Genomic DNA, 17,425 nt, shown 5'->3' on the forward strand with positions numbered 1-17,425 from the left:
CAGCAGATGCCCCTTCGCATTCCGTTACGATTATTCCATGTACTTCTTTAGCAAGAGACTGGCATTATGTCCGCCGAAGCCCAACGAATTGGTCAGTGCATAAGGCACCTCTTCTTCGTAGCTGTCTCTGCAGTAATTCAGATCCAGTTCCTCCTCCGTCTCACGCAGTCCCACGGTACGATGGATATAGCCTTCCTGAATTTCTTTTACGCAGGTGACGAATTCCACTGCACCAGCTGCTCCTAAAAGATGCCCTACCATGGATTTGGTGGAATTGATCTTCAGATCATAAGCATGTTCTCCAAATACGAGCTTGATAGCTCTGGTCTCAAACAGGTCATTATGATGAGTGCTGGTTCCGTGTGCATTAATATAAGTAAGCTTCTCCGGCGCCACACCGCCGTCTTTTAAGGCATTCAGCATGGCGGTGGCTGCTCCGCTGCCGTCCTCCGCAGGGGAGGTAATATGGTAAGCATCCGAAGAACAGCCATACCCGATCAACTCCGCATAGATCTTCGCTCCGCGTCTCTTTGCATGCTCCAGTTCTTCCAGCACCACTACTGCCGAGCCTTCCCCCATGACAAACCCATTGCGGTCTTTATCAAAGGGAATAGAAGCTCTCTGAGGATCTTCACTAAACGACAATGCTGTCAGTGCGGAAAATCCGGCAATGCCGATGGGTGTAATAGAACTTTCCGTTCCTCCGGCTACCATCACGTCTGCATCACCGTACTGGATTGTACGATATGCTTCTCCGATGGAATGTGTACCGGTTGCACAGGCAGTCACAACGTTCAGACTCTTGCCCTTCAGCCCATAGGCAATGCTGACATTACCTGCTGCCATGTTGGAGATCATCAGAGGCACCAGCATGGGGCCTACCCTGCCGGGGCCTTTCTCCTTCAAGCGGTCATATTCCCGCTCCATGGCCTGTAAGCTTCCGATGCCGCTTCCCACACTGCAGCCCACCATATACGGATCTTCCTGTTCCATAGTAAGACCTGCATCTGCGATCGCCTGTCCTGCAGCTGCTACTGCGAACTGGCAGAACTGCTCCATTCTGCGGGCGGATTTTTTGTCCATATATTGTGTAGGATCAAAATCCTTCACTTCCGCCGCCAGCTTACAACGGTAATCCGCAGTATCAAAATAGGTTATAGGACCAAATCCGGTCTTGCCTTCTTTGATACCATTCCAGAATTCCTCTACGCTGTTTCCAATAGGAGTGATGGCTCCCATACCTGTTATTACAACTCTTCTATTTTTACCCATACGTGATATACTCCCTCGCGTCCTGACTTATTTTCTATCCTGCTGTATCGTTAGCGGACATATTTTTCTATTCTGCTTTCCTGTTGCCGGACATAGTTTTACATCGCCATACCGCCGTCCACGCACAGCACCTGTCCGGTGATATAGTCCGAGGCATTTCCTGCCAGGAACAGAACCGCCTGTGCCACATCCTCCGGTCTTCCCATTTTCTTAAGCGGGATCTGTCCGACCGCATTATCCTGTACCGCCTCCGGCAGCTTGTCTGTCATATCTGTCCGGATAAATCCGGGTGCCACGGCATTCACACAGATATTCCGGGATGCCAGTTCTCTTGCTACGCTTTTCGTCAGTCCGATCAGCCCTGCCTTGGATGCGGAATAATTAGCCTGCCCGGCATTCCCGACGATACCACTGACAGAAGAAATATTGATGATTTTCCCATATCTCTGTTTCATGAAAGTCCTGCCAAGATGCTTGATCATGTGAAACGCACCCTTTAGATTCGTGTCTAGCACAGCATTGAATTCTTCTTCCGTCATCCGTACGATCAGATTGTCCCGCGTGATCCCGGCATTATTGACAAGGATGTCAACTCTGCCGTATTTCTCTGTTACCGCCTTTACAAAGGCTTCACTCTCTGCAAAATCTGCAACATTACACTTCACAGCCTCTGCCATGCCGCCGTGGCTTCGGATGTCCGTCATCACTGCTTCCGCTGCCTCTGCAGAACCATTATAATTAATGATCACCGTGGCTCCTTCTGATGCCAGTGTTTGTGCCACTGCTTTTCCGATGCCCCGTGATGCCCCTGTGACAATAGCAACTTGTCCTGTCAGACTTTTTCCTGTCAGCATGCCAGTTCCTCCATCACCCGGTCCAGATCCTCCGGTTTCTCGATATTGTATACTTTGACATTTCTGTCAATTTTATGGACGAAGCTTGTGAGTGTCTTCCCCGGGCCGATCTCTATGAACGTGTCCACGCCATCCGCGATCATGCGCTCTATGCTCTGGGTGAACTGTACGGGACTGGATACCTGTTGTTTCAGCAGTTCCGCAACCTGTGACGCATCTGTCACATAATCCGCTGTTACGTTGGATACATAAGGAATCCAAGGGGTTGACAGCTTGACGCTTTTCAGTTCTTCTGCCAATTGTTCTCCTGCATTTTTTAACAGGGCTGAGTGGAACGGTCCGCTGACCTTTAAGGGGATACAGCGTTTTGCACCTGCTTCTTTCAGCGCTTCTGATGCCGCCTCTACTGCATCTGCCTCTCCGGTGATCACGATCTGTCCCGGGCAGTTATAATTTGCCACCGAGACGACTTTGCCGGTTTCTTTTGCTGTCTGTTCGCAGATTGCTGCCACGGTATCTCCGTCCAGTCCTAATACCGCTGCCATGGCGCCTCCTTCCGGATAGGCCTCCTGCATATAGATACCACGCATCCTTATGATCCGGAACAGGTCCGGCAGTTCCATCACACCAGCAGCAGCCAGCGCCCCATATTCTCCAAGGCTTAAGCCTGCTGCCATCTCCGCTTTCAGACCCTTGGCTTCCAGTACCTTCAGGATTGCGACTTCCATGGTAAGCATAGCGATCTGCGTATATTCTGTAACGTTGATATAAGGATTTTCCTCAAAGGTCAGCTGCTCCATAGAGTACGGATGTCCGCTATCCGCCTGCTTTTCCCGTTTATCCTGCCAGTATAGATTCTGAAGCACCTTGTCTGCCAGCTTCCATACCGCCTGTGCTTCCGGGTAAGTATCATGGAATTCTTTTCCCATTCCTATGTACTGAGATCCCTGTCCCGGGAATAAAAATGCGATCTTGCTCATTCTTGTCATCTCCTATTACTATGTGATACGATTTGTTCCCCTCATTACAGCACAGTTTCTATTGCACCGTTTTCCACATACACTACGCCACCTGCCGCTGTTCGAAATCTGTTGTCAGCGGCTAGCTGTCGCTATGTTTTATTTATGCTGTCCTTGTGCCGCTATGCACTCCTGCGCCTGCTGCACTGTTTCTTCAATAATCTCACGGCAGGTCTGTTCTCTGCGGATCAATCCTGCGATCTGCCCAGCCATCAGGGTTCCATTTACGGTATCACCGTCCTGCACTGCCTTCCTAAGAGATCCCAACGTCAGCTTTTCCAGCTCCATGAAGTCTGCGTTTTCCTTTTCCAGCTTCAGATACTCTCTGGTCATCTGATTACGCAGGGAACGCACCGGATGTCCGGTAGACATTCCCGTCACCACGGAATCGATATCCTTTGCCTTGATGATCTGATTCTTATAATTTTCATGAACAATAGATTCCTTCGATGCTACGAACCGGGTTCCCATCTGGATTCCCTCGGCCCCCAGCATAAATGCCGCCGCCATGCCTCTGCCATCGGCGATACCTCCGGCTGCGATCACCGGGATAGACACAGCATCCACCACCTGCGGCACCAGTGCCATGGTTGTGGTGGAACCGATATGTCCGCCGCTCTCCATGCCTTCCGCCACTACGGCGTCTGCTCCTGCCCGCTCCATCATCTTCGCCATAGCTACACTTGCCACCACCGGGATGACCTTCACTCCGGCATTTTTCCACAGCTCCATGAATTTTCCGGGATTTCCCGCACCTGTCGTTACCGCTTGTACTCCTTCTTCCACAACGATCTTCGCTACTTCCTCTGCGTTGGGATTGAGCAGCATGATATTCACGCCGAAGGGCTTGTCGGTCAGCTCTTTACATTTGCGGATTTCCTCCCGGACGACCTCAGGCGGAGCGGAAGCGGCACCGATGATGCCTAAGCCTCCGGCATTCGATACCGCTGCCGCCAGCTTATGTTCCGCCACCCATGCCATGCCGCCCTGGAAAATGGGATATTCGATTTGTAGAAGTTCCGTGATCTTTGTTCTCATTGTCTTTCTGATCCTTCTCGTCGTTCTGCGTTATATTACATATTCTGATGATACCAGGGTCAAAAGGTCTAAGCCCACATGAGCTTGCTCATAAGTGGGTGAAAGACCTTAGGACCCGCCCCGATATGAGCATAAAAGTGGGATGATAATCCCACGATATGCAGTTCTTACGCCTGCTCCTGAATATATCTGATAACATCACCTACTGTTGCCATATTTTCCAATTCCTCGGAAGGAATGGACACACCATATTCCTCTTCAAATGCCATTACCAGTTCAAACAGATCCAGGGAGTCCACTTCCAGATCCTCCTTGAAACGGGTCGCCTCCGTGATCTCTACATTCTCCTGGTTTAACTGTTCTCTGATGATGGCTGCTACTTTCTCTAACATGTTTTTACTCTCCTTATGCATTCTTTTTTAATATTCTGTCTTTGCCGCTTTGTTCTCTTCGGCACAATTGCTTTGGCTTCGCTATATCGTACAGCATTGCCCTGCGAATACTTTGATTATCAAAGTATTTATTTGCAATATACTACTTAGATGTTGTTCTGTCAACATCTTTTTTTATAACTACCGCTTTCAACCTTATTATCACGTAGGCAGTAACAATCTCATTACAAAAGGTTTTTTCGTTTCTCCCCTTGCCAAACCGGCATTTTTCAGATAAAATAATCTACGTTGTAATCTTTTGGAGACGTATCGAAGTGGTCATAACGGGGCGCACTCGAAATGCGTTAGCCCTTCTCGGGCACGTGGGTTCAAATCCCACCGTCTCCGCGCATAAAAAAGCCGGTAATCTGCGAAAACAGACTATCGGCTTTTGTATTTTAGAAAAATGTGTTACGTCTCCCGCAGGATCTGCATGATCGTATCATAGTGCTCCGGATCGTGCGGGAAGGTGCAGCCCGAGCAATCCTTGATCCGTCTGCCGTTTTTCTCAAAATACCGGGGATTCCCCGGGCAGTGCTCCATGCGGTACATGGGGCAGTAACAGAACAGGCAGTTAAACTCCGTAAGGCCCTTGTGGCAGGGGAAATATTTACAATCTTTATTCTCAAAAAAGCGATAAGAATTTTCCATTTTCAATACCCACATCCTTCCATAACCTGCAAGGTTTGCGCCATAGCGCAAACTTGTGTATGAAACATAGAACTTCTTCACGAAAGAGCCTTTGCTCTGAGTGATTAGAAGTTCTTTTCACACTTCACACTACACTTCTTCCGCCATGCACATTCCATGGGCAATGCCCTGCTCTTTCAGCTGTTCCTCCAGCTGGTTCAGAGCGTCATCCTCGTCTTCTGCGAACACCATCGCCCGATAGGCCTCCTCAGATCCCTCCGGCGCCAGCGCCGTCACCTCATACATCTGCATGATTGTTCCCTCTTTCTCTTCCGATACAATTATGCCAAAATATTGCATCGTTCTTCTATCAACTTCTCAAACTGTTCTTTTATCTCTTCCGGCAGCATAGATTCCCTGTTCATTTTTTGATAAACTTCTTTCATGGATACCAGTTTTCCTATCATCTTTTCTGCAGAATTATGTGCTATACCGCATTTTCCCGCAAAAATATAGAAATCCTTTTTTCTAAGGTTCATTTTCTTCCCATTGAGAGTTAACGCAAGTTCCTCTTCATCCTCAGGCATGATCAGATTCACCGGAAGCATATCATACGCTGGTGAAAGCGCATACTCTCCGCTTCCCTCCTGCGTCTCCAACAGGGAAAAATTTTTCAAATGCATATCGGAATTTCCAATCAGGAATGAAAACACGATTCGTAAAAACAGTTCTGTTCTGTCCAGTCCCACCCTTGTTGAATATCGTTCTACGATCTTTTCACATCTTTCATAAGAGCCTCTGTACTTGTCCTCGGTCAGTCTCAGATCTAACTGGCAGAAATCTTCCATTGCCAGCATCCTGACACTGTCCTTTTGAAACACTCTGTCAATCCTTTTCGTGATATAAGCAAATCCATCCTTTAGCTGCAACAGCGCATGTGGTACCGTAACAATCCCGGACGCATCTGCCATGCACATTACCAGTTGTTCCGCCTCCGGCAACGCTCTGAATTCCGGAACCTGCGGTTTCAAAATATATCCCGTCGGATAGTTTACCAAAGTCAGCCTCGTTTTCTTCTTATCCGAGAACAGTTGCAATGACATTTTCCGCTGTACTCCGGGAACTGTATATCCACGGTTTACCGTTTCATTTGCCAGTTCTTTCAATTTTTCTTCATCCAGATCCAGCTCCGGTATCCTGTCGCTTCCGAAAAAATGTCTGACACAGCTTTTATGCCATCCCCGCTTCTCATCTTCTACCGTCTGCAGTTTTTTCCAGCAGCACAGACAATTCATTCCTTCTTCTCCCTTATACTGACATTGCCGATCGCGTCCCGGCAGGCTACCGCCAACAGTCCAAAACGATCTTTCACATCAATCTTCCAGTTTCTGCTTACCACGCCCAGAAGCCATCCCTCCGGAATCAGACCGTCAAAAAAAGAAAACAATGTTTTCGACTGGTATGGTTCCTGTCGGATCGGCATTGTAAGAGATACCGCACTGGCATCTTCTCTTTTTCTGTATTCTTCATCATAGGAAAAAAGATAGCCTTCATCTGTCTCGGAAAGTTCTCCGGCATACGCATTCCGGATATATACCTGAACACTTCTGAATATCTCCATAATATTCTTACCCTCTTTCCTTTCTGCCCGGCACAGCTTCCATGTCGAACATCGCCAATGCGATATTTACTTTATCCATCCGCACGGTCTCTTTCCCCTGTTCCAGATCTCTGACAAAGCGAAGTCCCAATCCCGAACGCATTGCAAAATCTTCCTGTGTCAGTCCGGCTGCTTTTCTATTTTCTTTTATAAATTCTGCAATCTTATTCATTATAATATCCATCCTAATTATCACCAATTATATACCCGTTCGGGTATATTTTCAAGTTCTTTCGTTATTTTTATACCCGATAAGGTATATTTTATCCATTTCTTTTTTAAATTATACCTCATCGGGTGTAATTTATTTTTTTGCAAGCGAAAAGCGCCACTCCGGGGAAGGGTGCCGCTTTTCAGGAGAGATTTATGTATTGAATGTTGCTGGCGAAATATTAACCCTTGACACTTCCCATTGCCACGCCCTGGACAATGAACTTGGAAAGGATCAGGTACACTACGATAACGGGGAAGATGGAGAATGCAATCGTTACATACACCTGACCCATATCGAACTTCAGGAAGTCTGCGGAACGCAACTGAGCGATCAGGATAGGCAATGTCTTCATCTTATCGTTATGCAGGATCAGTGCCGGTGTGAAGTAATTGTTCCAGCTGCTTACAAATGTGAAGATCGCCTGTACCGCGATGGCGGGCTTCATCAGAGGAAGCACGATAGTATTGAAAGTACGGAACTCACCGGAACCGTCGATTCTCGCTGCCTCTACCAGCGACAGGGGCAATGCGCTCTCCATGTACTGCTTCATATAGAAGAAAGTAACCGGAGCCGCGATTGCAGGAACGATCAAAGGAATAAAGTTATCTTCCAGTTTCATGTCTGATACTAACTGCAGGAAACCAAGTGCGGTAACCTGTGTAGGAATCGTCATGACTGCCATGATGAAAGTGAACATAAACTTTTTGATCTTAAAGTCATATACATGAATTGCATAAGCGGTCATGGTGGAGAAGTAGGTACAGAGTGCTGCGCTGCACAATGCTACGAACAAGCTGTTGAACATGCCTCTTACGATGGGTAATGTTCCTGCCATAACTCCCTGCCAGTTTTTCAACAGGTACGTGCTGGGAATCGGGGTAAAACCTTTGGTCAGTTCTCCGTGGGATCTGGTTGCGTTTACAAACAGCACATAGAACCAGAACAGACACAGGAAGCTTACCAGTATCAATACTACATATGCAAGAATTCTTCTGGCATGGATGCCCATACCTTTTTTTGTTTCGTTTGTTTCGATACTTAACATGTCTGCCACCCCCTATCAATCTTTCTTGTTGGAGAACTTGAATACAACGAGACTCAGGAGACCTGTGATAATAAACAGGATCACGGAGAGTGCACCGCCCATACCATAGTTCTTACTGAACAGATGCTTGTTCAGATACATGATCAGGGTCATGGTAGATCTCATAGGATCACCGGTACCATTGGTCAGGATCTGAGGTACATCGAACATCTGTAAGCCACCGATCAGGGATGTGATCATTACGTAGATCAGAATCGGTCGAAGCAGAGGTAATGTAATCTTAAAGAATACCTGTGTAGAAGTGGCACCGTCTACTTCTGCTGCCTCGAAAAGGGATGTATCAATACCCATCATACCAGCCATCAGAAGGATGGTGGTATTACCGAACCACATCAGGAAGTTCATAAATGCTACCAGGGATCTGGTACTCCATTCGTTGGAGAGGAACTTATAGGGTTCGCTGATCCATCCAAGCTGCATCAGGATCTCATTGATCGGTCCGCCCTCAGAGAACAATGTGAAGAACAACATTGCAAATGCTGCTGCCATGATCAGGTTCGGCAGATAGATCACTGTCTTAAAAAATCTCTGTCCTTTTAATCTGAGGCTGGGATCCGAGAACCATGCGCCCAGTACCAGAGATACAATAATCTGCGGAATAAATCCCATGATCCACATGATCAACGTGTTCTCGGTATAAATCCAGATATCCGGATTTTTGAAAATTGTAATAAAGTTCTGTAATCCGACAAAGTTGGGACCGATCTGTGTCAGTCCGGAACGATAGTTCTCAAAAAAGCTGTAATAGAATGTTCTGAAAAGTGGAACTAACTGGAATATCAGATATACTACAATGAAAGGAATCAGGAAAATATAACCCCATTTATTGTAGCTTACCACCTTTCCGCGTTTTACCTTTGCCATAAATCATTCCTCCCTTTAGTTGCCATGCATACCTTCTGCATAGATTGTCGTGCCATAATTTCCGATAAGGCTCGCAGCAGATCTCTTACTTGCATTTTTTACTTATAAAAAAGCTTCTGCCAGCCTTCTCTTTTTCTTATTTTTCTTGCTTTTTCCATTTTTTTGAGAGAAAAACCGTACCCACCTGACCAACCAGGCAGGTACGGCTCTCAATTACTTATTTTCAGCCAACTGCTTATCTAATTCAGATTAGTGAGTAAGCTCAGGATACTTCTCTTCTACTGCTTTGTAGAACAGATCCAGCGCACCATCCAGATCAGTCTTGCCTTCGAAGTAGTTCTTCATAGCATTCTGGAAGCTCTCGTTACATCCCTGATCGTAAGCGGACAGATTGCTCAGATCGATCTTCTCAGCACCTGCGCAGTACATAGCCAGAGGGTTCTGACCGCCCAGTACTTTGCTGGAGTAAGAGGTATCTGCTGCCATAGCTTCCATTGCAGGTACGTTGTTTACGAAATCATTATCATCTTTAACGATGTCGGTCATGATATCGGTATCGGTGGTCATCTTCAGGATGATGTCCTTAACAAGGCTCGCATTGTCAGTGCCCTGTGCTGCACATACCCAAGTACCGCCCCAGAAGAAGCCCTGAGGTCCTTCGGTAGCGCCCCACTTACCGGCGTTAGCGATAGATCCGTCAGTATCTGCTGCCATAGAGAAGTCTACGAACCAAGCGGGTCCAAAGTAGCAGAATACCTTACCATCGGGATAGAAGCCTTTGCTCCAGTCATCAGACCACAGATCGTAAGTATTGGTTTCCTTAGCATCAACCATCTTCTTGGAGTCCTCAACCCACTTCATGATGTTGTCATCTACTACGATCTTGCCATCCTGTACCCACTTACCGGATACGTTGTTGGAGTATACACGATAGGTATCGTTAGCAGAAGAAGTCATGAAGTAACCGGCTTTCTTCATAGTCTCAGCGGTTGCGGTAAAGGTATCCCAGTCAACTACTGCCTTCTGAACCTCTGCAGGATCATCAGATCCAAGTACTTCCTTAGCTACGTCACGGCTGTAAATCAGGACACCGGGGCAGCCCTGCCATGAAACGCCCTTCAGAACGCCCTTGGAATCTGTAACGATATCCTTGGTGTACTGATACTGATTAGCCAGATCTGCATCGGTGATACCCAGATCAGCGATAGGCATGGTGTAATCGGTATCTACGTATTTCAGAGCGTAGTCAGCCTCGATCAGGAACATATCGATCTTGTCATCAGTTGCTGCGTCAGCCTGCTTTAACAGGTTGGCATCCAGATTGTTCTGGTAAGCGTTGTCATTACTGGGGGTAATGTTCCACTTAACAGTTACATCACCGATCTTACCGGTGGTACCGTCAACCTCTTCATATCCGGGATAGTGAGCGATCAGACGGCTCTTGAACTCTTCGTTCCAAGCATAGATGTTGAGGACTTTTCCTTCCTCAGCTGCAGGCTCAGCTACCTCGGTAGAAGCTGCTGCTTCGGTGGATGCTGCGGGTGCTGCCTCGCTAGAAGCTGCTGCAGGAGCATCGTTGCTGCTGCCACAGCCTACCAGCATGCTAGCAAGCATAGCGGTTGTAAGTAAAGCACTAAGTACTTTTTTCTTCATGTTTGTTTCCTCCCATTTTTTGTTGAATGTTTGTTGTAAGTGCTTGTTGCATTTATCTTCATATGGTTGCGGTTGCGGCGCTTCCATATAAATGCCTGATTATTTGTCTGTCGGAATCTGTGCTACCGACTTGCCTTCCACTACCTTACCGGGTACTATGACCTGTTCGATAATGGTGGTCTTAGGTCTCTCTATGAGGCTGATCAGTTCTCTGGCTGCCAGGCAACCGATCTGTTCGGTATCCTGCTGGACTGTGGTCAGCCTGGGCTCCAGCTGTCTTGCGGACTGAATCCCATCATATCCTGCCACCGAGATATCTTCGGGAATCTGTAACCCCCTCTCCCTGATAGCATTGATGCCTCCGAAAGAAGCAAAGTCATCCGGATAAATGATACATGTCGGTGGATCCGGAAGATCCAGTAATTCGTTAGTCACACGATAGGTCGTGGCAGTATCTCTGTAAGCTGCTTCTCTGATGTACTCATCGGGAATCTGTAATCCCAGCCGTTCTGCCGTCCGGTAGAAGCTGGATAACCGCCCCGAGGTAACTGCTGACATTGCGCCGTGGATATAGGCAATTTTCCTATGTCCTCTACTATATATGTATTCCAGCAGTTCTTTCATACCTGTCACATTGTCCGACATGATCGCGATACGATTATTAAACAAATAGTCAATGGTGACCACCGGGATGGAACTCTGTACTAATTCGATGACTTCGGGATCTGCAAAATCGATACAAGCGAGTACCACTCCATCAAAGCCTCTGTACCTGCTGTGTTCCAGGTAGGACATCCGATCCGGACGGTTCTTGCAGCTGTTAATAAATGTAATGTCGTAACCGCTCTTCTCTGCTGTCCTCTTGAAGCTGTCCAGTACACTGGAAAAGTAATCATGAGTCAGGCCGCTTTGTGCTTCATCTACGAAGAGGACTCCGATTCCGTAGGTTCTGTTCGTCTTCAATGCTCTGGCGGAAAGGTTCGGGGAATATCCCATCTCCTTGGCTACCCGTCTGATATTTGCTTTGGTTTCTTCTCCAATGTCCTTGTGGTCGTTCAGTGCCTTACTGACAGTTGCAACGGAGACTCCACAAATCTTGGAAATGTCTTTCAATGATGCCATAGCGTTCTCCTGTTCCATGTCTTCGTCATTTCATCCGACCTGTTTTGTAACTTAATCGTTTTCGTAGTTTTAATATATACCACCTTTGAGCATTTTGCAATACTTTTTTGCAGTTTTTTTCTAAAAAGTATCCACTTTGTCTATAATCAACAATTTCAAATAGGAGTTTTTGTACATTTGGCTTGTACAGCAATTGTATTTCTTCTATATAATGGCAAAGTATGCGATAACGTTTGCTATTATTTCGTTTCGTAAATCCTTTTTTTCGGAGTCCGTTTTGTTTTGTATCTTCTGTCCATGTTTTTCTTGCGTATTTGTATATATTGCGCATTTTGCAGGCTTTTTCAAGATTCGTATTGCATTTTCAGCATTGCTTCTGTATAATACAAATCAGAATTTCGGATTACTTAATCGTTTGCTGAACATTAAGCAATCCGCAACGAAAAAACAAACACTCAACATACAACAACATGAAAGAAGGAGATTTTCTTATGAAGTATGGTCATTTTGATGATGTGCATCAGGAATATGTCATCACTACTCCCAAGACTCCGCTTCCCTGGATCAACTACCTGGGCTGCAACGAGTTTTTCAGTCTGATATCCAACACCTGCGGCGGTTATACCTTCTATAAGGATGCAAAGCTGCTGCGTCTGACCCGTTATCGTTACAACAATGTACCGGCAGACATCAACGGCAAATATCTGTATATTAAGGATGGAGATACCGTATGGAATCCCGGCTGGCAGCCTACGAAGACTGAGCTGGATTCTTACGAGTGCCGTCACGGTATCGGTTACAGCCGTTTCACCTCTTCCAAGAACGGTGTTAAGGCTTCCGTGCTCTCCTTCGTTCCTCTGAATGATAACTGTGAGATCTCCCAGCTGACTCTGACCAACGGAAGCTCCGAGGACAAGAAGCTGTCCGTATTCTCTTATGTAGAATGGTGCCTGTGGAATGCTGACGATGATATGAAGAACTTCCAGCGTAACTTAAGTACCGGCGAGGTGGAGGTACAGGATTCCACTATTTACCACAAGACCGAGTACCGCGAACGCCGTAATCATTACGCAATCTATTCTGTAAACACGAAGATTGACGGTTTCGATACCAGCAGAGATGCTTTTCTGGGTGCATACAGAGGTGCGGATTCTCCCGAAGCGATTGAGAACGGCAAGTGCACGAATTCCATGGCAAGTGGCTGGTCTCCCATTGCTTCTCATCAGATCAATGTAGATCTGGCAGCCGGCGAGAGCAAGACTTTCATTTTCGTACTGGGTTATATCGAGAATCCCGAAGACGAGAAGTGGGAGTCCTATGGCGTGATCAACAAGACCCGCGCGAAAGAAATGCTGGCAAAATACCAGACCGACGCCCAGGTAGAAGAAGCTTTCGCAGCGCTGCAGGCTTACTGGAAACAGTTACTTGCCCGTTACACGGTAGATTCTGCTGACGAAAAAGTAAACCGTATGGTCAACACCTGGAACCAGTATCAGTGCATGGTAACCTTCAACATGTCCCGTTCCGCTTCTTATTATGAGTCCGGAATCGGTCGTGGTATGGGCTTCCGTGATTCCTGCCAGGATCTGCTCGGCTTCGTACATCTGATCCCGGATCGTGCAAGAGAGCGTATCATCGATATCGCTTCCACCCAGTTCCAGGACGGCAGTGCTTACCATCAGTACCAGCCTCTGACCAAGAAGGGCAACTCCGATATCGGCAGCGGCTTCAACGATGATCCTCTGTGGCTCATTGCAGGCACCAGTGCTTACGTAAGAGAGACCGGTGATACCTCCATCCTGACCCAGATGGTTCCTTTTGACAACGATATGAGCGTGGCTGCTCCTCTGATGGATCACTTAAAACGCTCCTTAGACTATATCATCAACCACAAGGGTCCTCACAATCTGCCTCTGATCGGGCGCGCCGACTGGAATGACTGTCTGAACCTGAACTGCTTCTCTGCTCATCCCGGAGAATCCTTCCAGACCTTCGGTCCCAGCGAAGGACCTGTGGCAGAATCCGTATTCATTGCCGGTATGTTCGTAAAATACGGTGAAGAATATGCTCAGCTGTGTGAGCTGATGGGCGATGCCGATGAAGCTGCCCGCGCACGCAAGGAAGTACAGGCAATGTACGATGCGATCCTGAAGGATGGCTGGGACGGCGACTGGTTCGTTCGTGCTTACGATGCTTACAGTCACAAGGTAGGTTCCAAGGAATGCCGCGAAGGTCAGATCTACATCGAGCCTCAGGGCTTCTGTGTACTCGCCGGTGTCGGTGTAAAGGAAGGGCTGGCCGAGAAGGCACTGAATTCCGTAAAAGAAAGACTGGATACCAAGTATGGTGTCATGATCTTACAGCCTGCATACACAGAGTATCACCTCGAACTTGGTGAAGTATCCTCTTATCCCCCCGGATACAAGGAGAATGCCGGTATCTTCTGCCACAACAATCCCTGGGTATCCATCGCAGAGACAGTTCTTGGCAGAGGTGACAGAGCTTTCGAGATCTACCGCAAGACCTGTCCCGCATACATCGAGGATATCAGCGAAATTCATCGTACCGAGCCTTATGTATACTCTCAGATGGTAGCCGGTAAGGATGCAAAATTCCACGGCGAAGCGAAAAACAGCTGGCTGACCGGTACCGCAGCATGGACTTTCGTAAATATCTCCCAGTACATCCTGGGTGTATACCCTACTCATCAGGGATTATCCGTAGATCCTTGTATTCCTAAGGGCTTCGGCGATTTCTCCATCACCCGTAAGTTCCGTGAGGGCACCTATCACATTCAGGTGAAGAACCCTCAGAACGTGGAGAAGGGTGTAGTATCCATGACCGTTGACGACAAGGCTGTTGATGGACACATCATCCCTTACGAAAAGGGCAAGGAAGAGTACAACGTAGTTATTACGATGGGCTAATTCCTTTCAAAACGATTTCTATCCTCCTTAAAACCCCGGCAGTTGTTGTAACTGTCGGGGTTTTGCATTGGATATTCGTAGTTTGCGCTGTAACGTCTGCTTACGGCCTGCTCGTCCTTATGGTGCGATGTTGTAGATATTTTCGCAGATTCCCGGTGGGACTTGATCACATACCGAATGACTGTCAAATGATAGTATCTTCTCCATTTTTCTGAAGCAGCTTGCGGTATGTGGCATCCATTCCCAATGCCCCAAGCGGCGCTGTAATGAGGATCGCCAGCACCGCCACGGACAGAACGATCTTGCCGCAGGGCAATCCCATGGCCAGGGGCACGGAACCGATGGCTGCCTGTACGGTAGCTTTCGGCAGATAAGCGATCATGCAAAACAGGCGCTCCTTTTTACCCAGTTCCGTTCCCAGCAGGCACAATGCCACACCGACAGAACGGAACACCAATGCCAGCAGGATCATGCCTACCGCTGCCAGACCGGCTTCCATGGTATAGCGGATGTCCACCGCAGCGCCTACCAGCACGAACAGCACCACCTCCGCTGCCAGCCACAGCTTGCCGAACTTGGCAGACAGCCTGCCTGCGACTTCCTGAGGTGTCCACATCTTCAGTACACAGGCCATGCTCACCACTGCTAATAATCCGGAAAAGGCAACCATTCCCTTTAACATCGTCTCCAGTGCCATTAATAAGAAGGATAATCCCATAATAATAATGACTTTCATGCTGTTGCGCACATAACTGCCCTTCCGATATAACAGTTCAAAAAGCTGTCCCAGCAGCCATCCCACCAACGCACCAAACAGCACACCGGTCAGAATTGACACCGGAATATTTGCAAAATCCAGTGCATTTACATGTCCGCCCTGCGCCATTCCGACAAAGGTGGAAAACAGTACTATGACATAAATGTCATCGCAGGAAGCTCCTGCCAGGATCATCTGCGGAATACTTTTCTCCGTGCCATAGCCGTTCTCCATGAGGTGCACCATCCGTGGCACCACCACAGCAGGTGACACTGCTGCCAGTACCGCACCCATGACCGCCGCATCCACTCTGTTGATATTCAGGATCATGGGGGCAAATATTACAAAAGCAAGCAATTCACAAGTAGCGGGAACGCAGGACAGCATGACTGCGGAACGTCCTACTTTTTTCAAATCCTTCAGATCCAGAGATAATCCGGCCTTGAGAAGTATAATGATCAGCGCGATCTGTCGCAGCTGTGATGAAATATTCAGAATCGATACATCCAACAGGTTCAGCACATATGGTCCCAGAATAATTCCGGTAAACAACATTCCAATAATGCGTGGCAGGTGAATCTTCTGACAGATTGCTGCCATAAGAAGTCCCAGCAAAAAAATCAGTCCCAGTGATGTAAGCATAAAAATTTCCTCCATTTTCTCGCAGCAGGACGTTTTGGATTCCAGCAAAAAGGCTGGTGTCTCCTGCATATTCTGCAGAAGTCATCAGCCAAATAAAATCCTATTTCGGCGGTTCGAAACCTAAGTTTCCGGGAGAACCTCATTCCCGATGTTTTTATTATATACTAGAAAATATCCGCCGTCAACGCATCCCCGAAATCCTCTGCTGGAATCTCGAAATCAACAATTCCCACTGCATACGGCTGCAGTACATACTGTCCGGATTCAAAGGCAAATCCATCTCCCGTAATGCTGAAGGTCGGGCTTGCCGGTCCATTGCCGGTACCTGCAATGTCCGCTCCATAGATTTCCTGATAGATAGTATCCATATTTTCCGTACCATCTAACACTACCAGTTTAATACTCTTCTCATAATCAGGGAAGAAGCAGTCATCCGTCGCCTGCATCTCGGCAGCTTTTTTCGTCACCAGTTCCAGTGCTTTGTCACGGAAGCTGTTTCCGAGACTGTCAAAGGTGATTTTTTCTCCTGTCTGCGTATAATAGTTTCTGTAATCCTGTATGTACCAGCCATGCGCTCCCTGATCATATCCCTCATTGCCCCATACCACGCTGATCACCTTGTCATCTGCACGGATCACCTGAAATGAAAGCTCTTCATAGCTTGTCACTCCCGACATCTCGCCCTCATAAACTGTACCGAAATCACTATTGTTGATACTATCCAAAAAAGTTTCCACATACGCGTTCAGATCCTTTTGGATCTTGTTCTGCGCTTCTTCATTACCTTCTATCGTGATCGTCGGCACCTGATAGGTATAGGTGTATTCTCTTTCCGCATTTTCCGGATCACTGCTGCCTTCAAAATCCTCTGTGGTAATCTCCACTTTACCGGTTGCAGTAGTCTCGGTCTGCGTCTCCTGCTGCGATGCAGTCTCCGCCTCTGCATTTTCCTGCACGCTTTCCTCCACGTTCTCAATCGGGGTGCCGGTCACCTCCGAGATCACCGGAGATTCCGGACTTCCGCATGCAGTGCATGTAAACAATAGTCCTGTAAGTAATGCTGCCAATAATTTCTTCTTCATATTAATCTCCCTTCCGTAGACAATTCCTTCCGTCGGAGGAATCGCAAATCAAATTTTAAATTTGATTCTGCGACACTATTTTCCTCCCAACGTCAATATATACCGTCTCTGCATCATAACTGCATCATATTCGAACAGTGGAATTTAGTCTGACA

At 47.4% G+C, this 17,425-nt stretch carries 17 protein-coding genes, 1 tRNA gene and 1 riboswitch; of the genes, 2 read left to right on the forward strand and 16 right to left on the reverse strand.

Going from position 1 to position 17,425, the window contains the following annotated elements; translation table 11 throughout:
- Positions 1-30 precede the first annotated feature (30 nt).
- The 5 genes from fabF to acpP all read right to left on the reverse strand — a co-directional run bounded on the left by fabF (position 31) and on the right by acpP (position 4,575).
- Positions 31-1,272 (reverse strand): beta-ketoacyl-ACP synthase II, encoded by a 1,242-nt coding sequence (fabF, locus tag ACTRDR_RS10165; protein WP_440527325.1) that lies wholly within the window; start codon positions 1,270-1,272, stop codon positions 31-33.
- A 98-nt stretch (positions 1,273-1,370) separates the two neighbouring features.
- A complete protein-coding gene (gene fabG / locus ACTRDR_RS10170) occupies positions 1,371-2,126 on the reverse strand; it encodes a 3-oxoacyl-[acyl-carrier-protein] reductase (RefSeq protein ID WP_440527326.1) in 756 nt (251 codons plus the stop codon).
- On the reverse strand, positions 2,120-3,106 hold the full coding sequence (gene fabD / locus ACTRDR_RS10175; protein WP_440527328.1) for an ACP S-malonyltransferase: 987 nt from the start codon (positions 3,104-3,106) through the stop codon (positions 2,120-2,122). Before fabD ends, fabG begins: the two co-directional genes overlap by 7 nt.
- Before the next feature lie 138 nt (positions 3,107-3,244).
- The gene (gene fabK / locus ACTRDR_RS10180; protein ID WP_337544903.1) at positions 3,245-4,183 is read right to left on the reverse strand and encodes an enoyl-[acyl-carrier-protein] reductase FabK; all 939 of its coding nucleotides are present in this window, start codon (positions 4,181-4,183) and stop codon (positions 3,245-3,247) included.
- Positions 4,184-4,350: 167 nt separating this feature from the next.
- Positions 4,351-4,575, reverse strand: a complete 225-nt coding sequence (gene acpP, locus ACTRDR_RS10185) for an acyl carrier protein (protein WP_117466369.1) — start codon at positions 4,573-4,575, stop codon at positions 4,351-4,353.
- A 300-nt stretch (positions 4,576-4,875) separates the two neighbouring features.
- On the opposite strand from acpP, the gene ACTRDR_RS10190 reads away from it, so the two are divergent.
- Positions 4,876-4,962: transfer RNA gene (locus tag ACTRDR_RS10190), tRNA-Ser, on the forward strand.
- A 63-nt stretch (positions 4,963-5,025) separates the two neighbouring features.
- Here the strand turns inward: ACTRDR_RS10190 and ACTRDR_RS10195 are convergent.
- From ACTRDR_RS10195 to ACTRDR_RS10235, 9 genes are all read right to left on the reverse strand, one after another.
- Positions 5,026-5,265: a cysteine-rich small domain-containing protein gene (locus ACTRDR_RS10195; protein WP_440527349.1), complete on the reverse strand. Its 240-nt coding sequence runs from the start codon at positions 5,263-5,265 to the stop codon at positions 5,026-5,028.
- Positions 5,266-5,394: 129 nt separating this feature from the next.
- Positions 5,395-5,556, reverse strand: a complete 162-nt coding sequence (locus ACTRDR_RS10200; RefSeq protein ID WP_440527329.1) for a hypothetical protein — start codon at positions 5,554-5,556, stop codon at positions 5,395-5,397.
- Positions 5,557-5,585: 29 nt separating this feature from the next.
- On the reverse strand, positions 5,586-6,539 hold the full coding sequence (locus ACTRDR_RS10205; RefSeq protein ID WP_440527330.1) for a HipA domain-containing protein: 954 nt from the start codon (positions 6,537-6,539) through the stop codon (positions 5,586-5,588).
- Positions 6,536-6,865 carry a HipA N-terminal domain-containing protein gene (locus tag ACTRDR_RS10210; RefSeq protein WP_440527332.1) on the reverse strand — a complete coding sequence of 110 codons (330 nt, stop codon included), beginning with the start codon at positions 6,863-6,865 and terminating at the stop codon, positions 6,536-6,538. The genes ACTRDR_RS10205 and ACTRDR_RS10210 overlap by 4 nt, the downstream gene beginning before the upstream one ends.
- 7 nt (positions 6,866-6,872) lie before the next feature.
- Complete coding sequence (locus ACTRDR_RS10215) at positions 6,873-7,076, reverse strand: type II toxin-antitoxin system Y4mF family antitoxin (protein ID WP_176862575.1); 204 nt, start codon at positions 7,074-7,076, stop codon at positions 6,873-6,875.
- Positions 7,077-7,296: 220 nt separating this feature from the next.
- Entirely contained in the window at positions 7,297-8,163 is an 867-nt protein-coding gene (locus ACTRDR_RS10220) for a carbohydrate ABC transporter permease (protein ID WP_154496287.1), read from the reverse strand.
- Positions 8,164-8,178: 15 nt separating this feature from the next.
- On the reverse strand, positions 8,179-9,087 hold the full coding sequence (locus ACTRDR_RS10225; protein WP_154496285.1) for a carbohydrate ABC transporter permease: 909 nt from the start codon (positions 9,085-9,087) through the stop codon (positions 8,179-8,181).
- 249 nt (positions 9,088-9,336) lie between these two features.
- Positions 9,337-10,740 (reverse strand): carbohydrate ABC transporter substrate-binding protein, encoded by a 1,404-nt coding sequence (locus ACTRDR_RS10230; RefSeq protein WP_440527335.1) that lies wholly within the window; start codon positions 10,738-10,740, stop codon positions 9,337-9,339.
- Positions 10,741-10,839: 99 nt separating this feature from the next.
- The gene (locus ACTRDR_RS10235; RefSeq protein ID WP_176862569.1) at positions 10,840-11,862 is read right to left on the reverse strand and encodes a LacI family DNA-binding transcriptional regulator; all 1,023 of its coding nucleotides are present in this window, start codon (positions 11,860-11,862) and stop codon (positions 10,840-10,842) included.
- 491 nt (positions 11,863-12,353) lie between these two features.
- On the opposite strand from ACTRDR_RS10235, the gene ACTRDR_RS10240 reads away from it, so the two are divergent.
- Positions 12,354-14,789, forward strand: a complete 2,436-nt coding sequence (locus tag ACTRDR_RS10240; RefSeq protein ID WP_440527337.1) for a GH36-type glycosyl hydrolase domain-containing protein — start codon at positions 12,354-12,356, stop codon at positions 14,787-14,789.
- Positions 14,790-14,973: 184 nt separating this feature from the next.
- On the opposite strand, the gene ACTRDR_RS10245 is transcribed toward ACTRDR_RS10240, so the two are convergent.
- Both ACTRDR_RS10245 and ACTRDR_RS10250 read right to left on the reverse strand, forming a co-directional pair.
- Positions 14,974-16,188, reverse strand: a complete 1,215-nt coding sequence (locus ACTRDR_RS10245) for a cation:proton antiporter (protein ID WP_440527339.1) — start codon at positions 16,186-16,188, stop codon at positions 14,974-14,976.
- A 68-nt stretch (positions 16,189-16,256) separates the two neighbouring features.
- Positions 16,257-16,344: riboswitch (Fluoride riboswitch) on the reverse strand.
- Positions 16,345-16,352: 8 nt separating this feature from the next.
- Entirely contained in the window at positions 16,353-17,270 is a 918-nt protein-coding gene (locus ACTRDR_RS10250) for a PdaC/SigV domain-containing protein (protein WP_440527340.1), read from the reverse strand.
- Positions 17,271-17,425 lie beyond the last annotated feature (155 nt).

This window comes from Simiaoa sp. (assembly GCF_051972595.1).
GTDB lineage: Bacteria > Bacillota > Clostridia > Lachnospirales > Lachnospiraceae > Acetatifactor > Acetatifactor hominis.

Bases quoted from the DNA above. Each gene is read 5' to 3' on its own strand.
- fabF (WP_440527325.1), bottom strand. From the start codon at position 1,272: ATGGGTAAAAATAGAAGAGTTGTAATAACAGGTATGGGAGCCATCACT.
- fabG (WP_440527326.1), bottom strand. From the start codon at position 2,126: ATGCTGACAGGAAAAAGTCTGACAGGACAAGTTGCTATTGTCACAGGG.
- fabD (WP_440527328.1), bottom strand. From the start codon at position 3,106: ATGAGCAAGATCGCATTTTTATTCCCGGGACAGGGATCTCAGTACATA.
- fabK (WP_337544903.1), bottom strand. From the start codon at position 4,183: ATGAGAACAAAGATCACGGAACTTCTACAAATCGAATATCCCATTTTC.
- acpP (WP_117466369.1), bottom strand. From the start codon at position 4,575: ATGTTAGAGAAAGTAGCAGCCATCATCAGAGAACAGTTAAACCAGGAG.
- ACTRDR_RS10195 (WP_440527349.1), bottom strand. From the start codon at position 5,265: ATGGAAAATTCTTATCGCTTTTTTGAGAATAAAGATTGTAAATATTTC.
- ACTRDR_RS10200 (WP_440527329.1), bottom strand. From the start codon at position 5,556: ATGCAGATGTATGAGGTGACGGCGCTGGCGCCGGAGGGATCTGAGGAG.
- ACTRDR_RS10205 (WP_440527330.1), bottom strand. From the start codon at position 6,539: ATGAATTGTCTGTGCTGCTGGAAAAAACTGCAGACGGTAGAAGATGAG.
- ACTRDR_RS10210 (WP_440527332.1), bottom strand. From the start codon at position 6,865: ATGGAGATATTCAGAAGTGTTCAGGTATATATCCGGAATGCGTATGCC.
- ACTRDR_RS10215 (WP_176862575.1), bottom strand. From the start codon at position 7,076: ATGAATAAGATTGCAGAATTTATAAAAGAAAATAGAAAAGCAGCCGGA.
- ACTRDR_RS10220 (WP_154496287.1), bottom strand. From the start codon at position 8,163: ATGTTAAGTATCGAAACAAACGAAACAAAAAAAGGTATGGGCATCCAT.
- ACTRDR_RS10225 (WP_154496285.1), bottom strand. From the start codon at position 9,087: ATGGCAAAGGTAAAACGCGGAAAGGTGGTAAGCTACAATAAATGGGGT.
- ACTRDR_RS10230 (WP_440527335.1), bottom strand. From the start codon at position 10,740: ATGAAGAAAAAAGTACTTAGTGCTTTACTTACAACCGCTATGCTTGCT.
- ACTRDR_RS10235 (WP_176862569.1), bottom strand. From the start codon at position 11,862: ATGGCATCATTGAAAGACATTTCCAAGATTTGTGGAGTCTCCGTTGCA.
- ACTRDR_RS10240 (WP_440527337.1), top strand. From the start codon at position 12,354: ATGAAGTATGGTCATTTTGATGATGTGCATCAGGAATATGTCATCACT.
- ACTRDR_RS10245 (WP_440527339.1), bottom strand. From the start codon at position 16,188: ATGCTTACATCACTGGGACTGATTTTTTTGCTGGGACTTCTTATGGCA.
- ACTRDR_RS10250 (WP_440527340.1), bottom strand. From the start codon at position 17,270: ATGAAGAAGAAATTATTGGCAGCATTACTTACAGGACTATTGTTTACA.